The organism is Streptomyces sp. 8K308, assembly GCF_004348315.1.
Lineage (GTDB): Bacteria > Actinomycetota > Actinomycetes > Streptomycetales > Streptomycetaceae > Streptomyces.
This window is the reverse complement of the sequence record NZ_SMKC01000658.1, coordinates 1-991: the sequence shown is the minus strand read 5'-3', so window position 1 is coordinate 991 and position 991 is coordinate 1. Positions and strand designations below refer to the sequence as shown.

General features: G+C 74.2%; 2 protein-coding genes. One reads left to right on the top strand and one right to left on the bottom strand.

Annotated features, from left to right (window positions below; genetic code table 11):
• A partial coding sequence (locus tag E1265_RS36490) for a hypothetical protein (protein ID WP_132935215.1) occupies window positions 1-463 on the top strand: 463 nt, incomplete at its 5' end.
• A gap of 41 nt (window positions 464-504) precedes the next feature.
• Here E1265_RS36490 and E1265_RS36485 read toward each other — a convergent pair.
• The gene (locus E1265_RS36485; RefSeq protein ID WP_132935216.1) at window positions 505-957 is read right to left on the bottom strand and encodes a MarR family transcriptional regulator; all 453 of its coding nucleotides are present in this window, start codon (window positions 955-957) and stop codon (window positions 505-507) included.
• Window positions 958-991 lie beyond the last annotated feature (34 nt).

The window sequence follows — 991 nt, the reverse complement described above, 5'->3', positions numbered from 1 at the left end:
GGCCGGGGGGCCGGCGGCGGACGCGGTGTGGGTGCACCCCACGCCGGAGGAGATGGCCGCCGAGACGCTCGCCGGTTTTCCTGAGCGGTTCGGGTGGGCGTTGGACGACCTGCGGGCGCTCGTGTCGGGTCGTCCGATCATCGCCGAGGGGTGGGGGCTGCGGCCCGAACTCGTCGCGCCGATCGTCGACTCGCCGCGGCGGATGATCGTCATGGTGCCCACCCCGGAGTTCCGCGAGCGCCAGGTTCGCGAGCTGCCGCGGGCGGGCGCGCTCGGCCATCGCGTCAGTGACCCGGCGCGTGCGCAGGCCAACCGGCTCGCTCGGGACGAGCTCGTCGCGGCGGATGCCGTGCGCGCGGCCCGGCGGTTGGGGATCCGGGTGCTCGAGGTCGACGGCTCGCGGGACGCCGCCGCCGTCGCGGAGGTCGTCGCGGACCACTTCGGTCCGTATCTGCCGGCCTGATCGTCAGGCCTGATCGTCAGGCCTGATCGTCCAGGCTGATGTCAGGCCAGGTCGACGGGGCGGGTCCTGAGCTTGGCGGCGATGCGGGCCAGTGCCCGCTGGTCGGCGGTGGTCAGGGGGTCGAGCACGAGCTGTCGCACCGAGCGGACGTGGGTCGGTGCGGCGGCGGCGACCACGTCGAAGCCGGCGTCGGTGAGGGTGACGATGGTGAAGCGGCCGTCGTCGGGGTCGGGGGAGCGCTCCACCCAGCCGCGCTGTTCGAACCGCTTGACGACGTTCGACAGGCGGGAGAGCGAGCCGTTCGCGAGGTAGGCCAGTTCGCTCATCCGCAGGCGGCGGTCCCGCGCCTCCGAGATGTGGCTGAGCGTCAGGTACTCGAAGAGCGTCAGGCCGGCCTCGCGCTGCAGCGGCGACTCCAGGCGGCCGGGCAGCAGCAGGGCGAGGGAGACCAGGCCCGTCCAGGCGTCCTTCTCCGCCGGGGTGAGCCAGGGCACCTCGTCCGGGTCCTGGGCGGAGGGGGCGGTGGCC